The sequence below is a fragment of the Bradyrhizobium sp. Kon58 genome (genome assembly GCF_055807455.1).
Map to the genome: position 1 here is coordinate 1 of NZ_JBVVOT010000636.1, position 238 is coordinate 238.

Genomic DNA, 238 nt, shown 5'->3' on the forward strand with positions numbered 1-238 from the left:
GTGCAATTGAGCGCCCGTCAGGCCGACCTCAGCGATGTGCGGGTATTTAACGCCGCCGGCGAAGCGCAGGCTTATGCGCTGTCGCGTCAGTCACCCTCGCACACTGAAAGCCGCGATGTGACGCCGGTGAAGTGGTTCCCGCTGTACGCCGCCGACACTCAGGAAAACCTGCCCGGTGTGGTAATGAAAACAGTGAAAGCCCCGCGATGCCTTGGGCGAGCCGCTCGGCATGTGGCCC

General features: G+C 63.4%; 1 protein-coding gene. It reads left to right on the top strand.

The features are described 5' to 3' along the window. Positions 1-238, top strand: a 238-nt coding sequence (locus AC0L20_RS41775; protein WP_473295957.1) for a DUF3999 family protein, incomplete at both ends; no start/stop codon positions are given.